The sequence below is a fragment of the Actinomycetota bacterium genome (assembly GCA_018334075.1).
GTDB lineage: Bacteria > Actinomycetota > Coriobacteriia > Anaerosomatales > UBA912 > JAGXSC01.
The window spans coordinates 1-4,908 of record JAGXSC010000076.1 but is presented as its reverse complement, the minus strand read 5'-3'; the positions used below and the strand labels follow the sequence as shown (position 1 = coordinate 4,908).

Below are 4,908 nucleotides of genomic sequence, written 5' to 3'. Positions count from 1 at the left end.
ACACTCGGCAAGGACAAGCCGCAAGTCGCCGAGTATTTCCGTGATGCCACGCTTGAGATAGCCGACCCCGCCGTTCTCAAGCAGGTCATAGACGAACTGGACAAGATACCGTTCGCCAGACTCGGAGCCGATGTCAAAGGCGACATCTTTGAATACCTGCTCACTCATTTGGGGACCTCGGCGCTCAACGGGCAGTTCCGCACGCCGAAGCAGATTCGCTCATTTATGGTGGCGATGTGCGACCCCGATTTCGGCGACACGATCTGCGACCCCGCCTGTGGCACGGCAGGATTCCTGATAGATGCGGTCGACTGGATTCTCGCCAAGTATTCCGAGACCACGCACGAAGCCCCAATCTATGGCGAGGACTGGCTGGATAAGCGCGGGCAGACGCTCGCCGAGGCGAAAGCCGAGTTCCCCAACTTGCAGACCTACGTGAAGGGCGCGGGTGAGAGGCTGCCCGACTGGAAGCGTCTTGAGGATTCCGTCTTTGGCTACGACGTTTCCCGTTCAATGATGCGTATTAGCACGATGAATCTTGTGTTGCACGGAATCGGACACGCGCAGGTCAAACGGGCGAATGTCCTGTCCGAACACGGCGGACTTTCGGAAGTCGACATAGACCGCAAGTACAACGTCGTTCTTGCCAACCCGCCGTTCGCGGGAACGCTGCCACAGGAATCAATAAGAGCCGACCTTCCGACAAAGGCGAAGAAGAGCGAGTTGCTGTTCCTCTCGCTGATGATGGAGTCACTTGCTGATGGGGGCAGATGTGCCGTTGTTATGCCCGAGGGTGCGCTTTTCGGGTCAACTGGGGCGCATAAGGAACTTCGCAGGAAGTTGCTGCACGACTACGAGGTTAGAGCCGTCGTGTCCCTCGGGACAGGGTTTTTCAAGCCCTACACGGGGGTGAAGACCTCGGTTCTCGTGTTCCGTAAGCCGATGAGCAAGCCGAACGGTGCGGCGACCAAGCAGGTGTGGTTCTACGAACTGCACGCCGACGGCTATGACCCAGACAAGACGCAGGCCGGCGGCAGACCAGAAACCCCGAATCTGAACGATATTCCTGCTCTGATGGGGGCGTGGGACGAATACAAGGAGACGGGATTTGCGACGCCTCCAGGTATCGCTGCGAACGCGGTTCTTCCCGCTGGCACCGACGAGCCGAAGTGCTGGCATGCCGACCTCACGACGATAGAGGCGAGTGATTACAACCTTTCGGCGAGCCGCTACAAGCCCCGCGTTGCGGGTGAAGTGTCCACCGAAAACCCCGCCGACCTCATCCGCGAGGTGCTGGCGCTGGAAGGCGAAATCACCATGGGACTGGAATCCCTGCTCGCGGAAGTTGAGGGCAAGTAGTGGACATAGTCCCTCTCGCAGAGTTGCTGGTGTTGAAAGACGCTGGTGTGTGGGGCGACGAGGACGAGGTGCACGGCACCATAGTTCTGCGTTCTACAAACGTCAAGAACGACGGCAGTATTGATTTCCGCAAGCAGGCAAGACGGGCGATTCCCGCGAAGAAGGTGGCGGAGAAGTCGCTGCAAGAGGGCGACATACTGCTGGAACGCTCCGGCGGCAGTCCTGCCCAGCCCGTGGGCCGAGTCGCATACTTTCGCGGCTACGAGCAGACGGTTGTCCACGGCAACTTCATAGGGCGTTTGCGTCCGAATCCCGACTTGGTGGAGCCGCGCTATTTGTTCCGTTTCCTGCACCGTCTTCACCAGACGGGCGGGACGCTGAGGTATCAGGCACAGACGACGGGGCTGCGAAACCTGAAGTTCAAGGAATACGAGCGACTGGACATACCCCTGCCGCCGCGTGATGAGCAGCGCCGTATCGCCCACCTGCTAGACGAAGCAGATAGGTTGCAGCGTCTTCGGAAAGAGGCGAACGAGAAGGCGCAAAGGATACTGCCAGCCCTGTTCGTTGAGATGTTCGGCGACCCCGAGACGAATCCGATGGGGTGGGAAATTAAGCCCCTCAAGGAAGTGGCAACGATACAGATAGGTCCCTTTGGGTCTTTACTGCACCAAAAAGATTACGTGGAAGGCGGAATCCCACTCATCAATCCGAAGCACATACAAGGCGGACGTATTGCCCCCAGCGCTTCAAATGCGATTACGCCTGAGAAGCATCACGCGCTAAAGAAGTACCAGTTGCGTGCTGGTGATGTCGTGATGGGGCGACGTGGTGAGATGGGGCGCTGTGCTGTCGTCGGAGCCGACGAAGACGGCTGGCTTTGCGGAACGGGCTCACTAATAATCCGACCCCTGCAAGACAGGGCGAGCGCCCCTTACCTGGCGTCCCTGTTGTCGCACAATGTAATGAGAAGGCGACTAGAGAGTCTTTCGTTGGGACTCACCCTACCGAACTTGAATGCGACAATTGTTCAGAACCTTCTTGTGATGCTGCCACCGAACGATCGACAGGTTGCCTTCAAAGATGCGCTGACGAGAACGAAGGGCGTAATCGCCAATCAGGCGGTTGCAGAACGTGGTCTCGGAGACGCTGTCGCCACCCTTCGCTCCCATCTTTTCGCAGGAGCGGTGTAGAAGGGGTCATTAGATAATCAGGCCGTGAAACACGCGGAAGTCCCATCCTCGCGCCTATAGGCAACCGTTCTGCCTGCACTTCAACCTCCGCGAAGCAGAAGGCCTCAGCGCTCAATCACCAACTCTTCCGCGTATCGATTGATACTGAAGATCTCTTGAGGGGCCTCAAAAGGGCTCAGTAAGCTGGGCTCTTTCGAGTTTTTCAATCTCATCACGCATCCTCTTTGGGCAGCTGCTCGGTGATATCACGCGGGAGCTTCGCCTCGATGGAAGCGTAGTAACGGGAAGCGAACGCGATCACGTCCCGGGCTTCCTTCTCACTCACCAGCCCCGACTGTTCGTAGATGGTCGTGTTCCGCTTGCGGCGCAGCTTCTGAAGTCGCCGGATCATCTGGGCATCTTCGGGCAGCGCCTCTTCCATAAACCGGAACGTGTTGTAGTGCTTGCCCTCGCCTCGCGGTCGGTAGCCGAGGTGGTTCATGTACGCGATCGATATCTGCAAGACGCCGTTGTACGCGATGGCAAACGCCCAGTCGAGATCGGTGCCGAGCATGGCCTCGGCGGCTCTGATGTCGCGCTTCGAGAGAGCCAAAAGCTCCGCGATCTCCCGCGGTGTGACCGTCACGCGCTCGACCGCGCGTCTGCTAAGTAGTTCTTCGAAGCTCATCTTCATCTCCTATGAGGAAGATCTTCGGACCAGAGAGTATGTCCGTCACGAAAGCTTGTCCGGTCTTGACCCTGCCAGCCCACTCCTCGCGCGTGTAGACGGTCGTATTGATTTCACGGCCGACCGCTCGCTCGGCTGCGTCGACCGCTTCATTCAAAGCGTCGAGATCGACATCACCAATTACAAGCACGTCTACGTCGGAGCGCATGTCTTCGACGTTCTTGGCGACCGATCCGTAGATAAGCGCGGCCTCCACATTGCCGATTGCGTCGAGTGAGTCGTGCAAGAACTCGGCGAGCCCGACCGTCTTGAAGACGATACTCTTTAGTTCGGGATAGATCGGAAAGTCGTTGTTAATCGTGAAGTAGCGGGCGTTTGCCTCTCGTGAACTGATTAGAAGTCCGACGCCCTCAAGTCGTTTGAGCTCGGCTTGCACAAGCGATGACGAGAGCCCGAGATCACGGATGAGCTGCTTTTGATAGAAGCGCTCGCCCGGATGGGTCAGGAAGAGCGTGAGCAAGGCCAACCGGGCCTTGGATGTAATCAGTGTTGAAAGCATAGTTACCTCATTTTCGGCACGATAGGGCCGTTTTCATGGTAACGAATTGATTGTAGCGCGTCAAAATGCATGTGTGTTTAGTCGGGCGTGTTTGTCATCTTGGCCCGGACTCATGCGGACTGCGGGCTTCTCGGTAGGACGGCGTCAGGACCACAAAGCCTTGCGCCACCTCAGTGGTTGCGGTGTTCCGGCTTGAACGCAGTTAGCGTATCTGCTAACCTTTGACCATGCCGTACACAATCGACTACTACAACAGGCGTGTCCGCGACGGCATCGAGTCGTGGCCGGTTGACGTGTTGGCGGACTATGTACGGCTGGTCGAGCTCCTGATCGAGTTCGGCCCCGATGTACGGATGCCACATTCGCGCGCGATGGGTGACGGGCTCTTCGAGCTCAGGCCACTTCGAAGCGTGAACTGGAAATCGCTCGCAGACGAATGAAGGAGGTTCGCGATGGCCAGAAGTGAATATCGTCCGGTCTCGCACGATCACGAGGCCTTCCTTGAGCGTGCGCGCAAGCGCAAGGGGTTCGATGAGGCCTATGACGAACTCGAAGACGAATATCTGCTCGTTCGCGAGTTGCTCTCCGCGCGCACTAATGCGGGGCTGACCCAGGAAGAGGTCGCCGCCTCCATGGGCACCACGAAGAGCGCTGTCTCTCGTTTGGAGGGCGCCGGCAAACACTCGCCTTCGGTGAGCACGCTCAAAAAGTATGCTCAGGCAGTGGGTTGCGATGTGGAGATCCGTCTGGTTCCCGCTCCTCGTCGAACGAAGGCTTCTACCTGACATCCGCGGCCAGTGATGTAGTCTCGGTCGCAGCCGTTGAAGGCCGCAGGTGATTTCAGAGGCGTGAAATAGCTGGAGTCGCTTCGAGGCGCATCCACCACACCACACGAGCGCGTAAGGTTTAGGGGGGCGTGACCCCGAAGTCGTCTTGAGACGTAGTGCGGGGTTCCTTCTACTCTTGGTGTGTCGAAGACCCAGAGAAGAAAGGAAACTCGCATGCACGATGATACCGCGCTCAAGTCGATGCTGGTCGAGCTGTGTCTAGACCGCATCGCCCTGTTCGAGGATTTCGAGAAGACCGAGACACGCGTGCTTGAAGACCTGCTGGCGGCACTGGCCATCGCC

The 4,908-nt window shown here is 57.9% G+C and carries 5 protein-coding genes and 1 pseudogene; 4 read left to right on the top strand and 2 right to left on the bottom strand.

The annotated features are described in order from the left end of the window. A partial coding sequence (locus tag KGZ89_09320; GenBank protein ID MBS3975048.1) for an N-6 DNA methylase occupies window positions 1-1,359 on the top strand: 1,359 nt, incomplete at its 5' end. Next, the gene (locus KGZ89_09315) at window positions 1,359-2,552 is read left to right on the top strand and encodes a restriction endonuclease subunit S (GenBank protein MBS3975047.1); all 1,194 of its coding nucleotides are present in this window, start codon (window positions 1,359-1,361) and stop codon (window positions 2,550-2,552) included. The genes KGZ89_09320 and KGZ89_09315, both read left to right, overlap by 1 nt. 211 nt (window positions 2,553-2,763) lie before the next feature. Here KGZ89_09315 and KGZ89_09310 read toward each other — a convergent pair whose 3' ends face one another. Then, window positions 2,764-3,219 (bottom strand): hypothetical protein, encoded by a 456-nt coding sequence (locus KGZ89_09310; protein MBS3975046.1) that lies wholly within the window; start codon window positions 3,217-3,219, stop codon window positions 2,764-2,766. Next, on the bottom strand, window positions 3,197-3,778 hold the full coding sequence (locus tag KGZ89_09305; protein ID MBS3975045.1) for an ArsR family transcriptional regulator: 582 nt from the start codon (window positions 3,776-3,778) through the stop codon (window positions 3,197-3,199). The genes KGZ89_09310 and KGZ89_09305 overlap by 23 nt, the downstream gene beginning before the upstream one ends. Window positions 3,779-4,005: 227 nt before the next feature. On the opposite strand from KGZ89_09305, the pseudogene KGZ89_09300 reads away from it, so the two are divergent. Together KGZ89_09300 and KGZ89_09295 are read left to right on the top strand one after the other, a co-directional pair. After that, window positions 4,006-4,244: pseudogene (locus KGZ89_09300) on the top strand (type II toxin-antitoxin system RelE/ParE family toxin). Beyond that, on the top strand, window positions 4,231-4,563 hold the full coding sequence (locus KGZ89_09295) for a helix-turn-helix transcriptional regulator (GenBank protein MBS3975044.1): 333 nt from the start codon (window positions 4,231-4,233) through the stop codon (window positions 4,561-4,563). Before KGZ89_09300 ends, KGZ89_09295 begins: the two are co-directional and overlap by 14 nt. The last annotated feature ends 345 nt before the right edge of the window (window positions 4,564-4,908 follow it).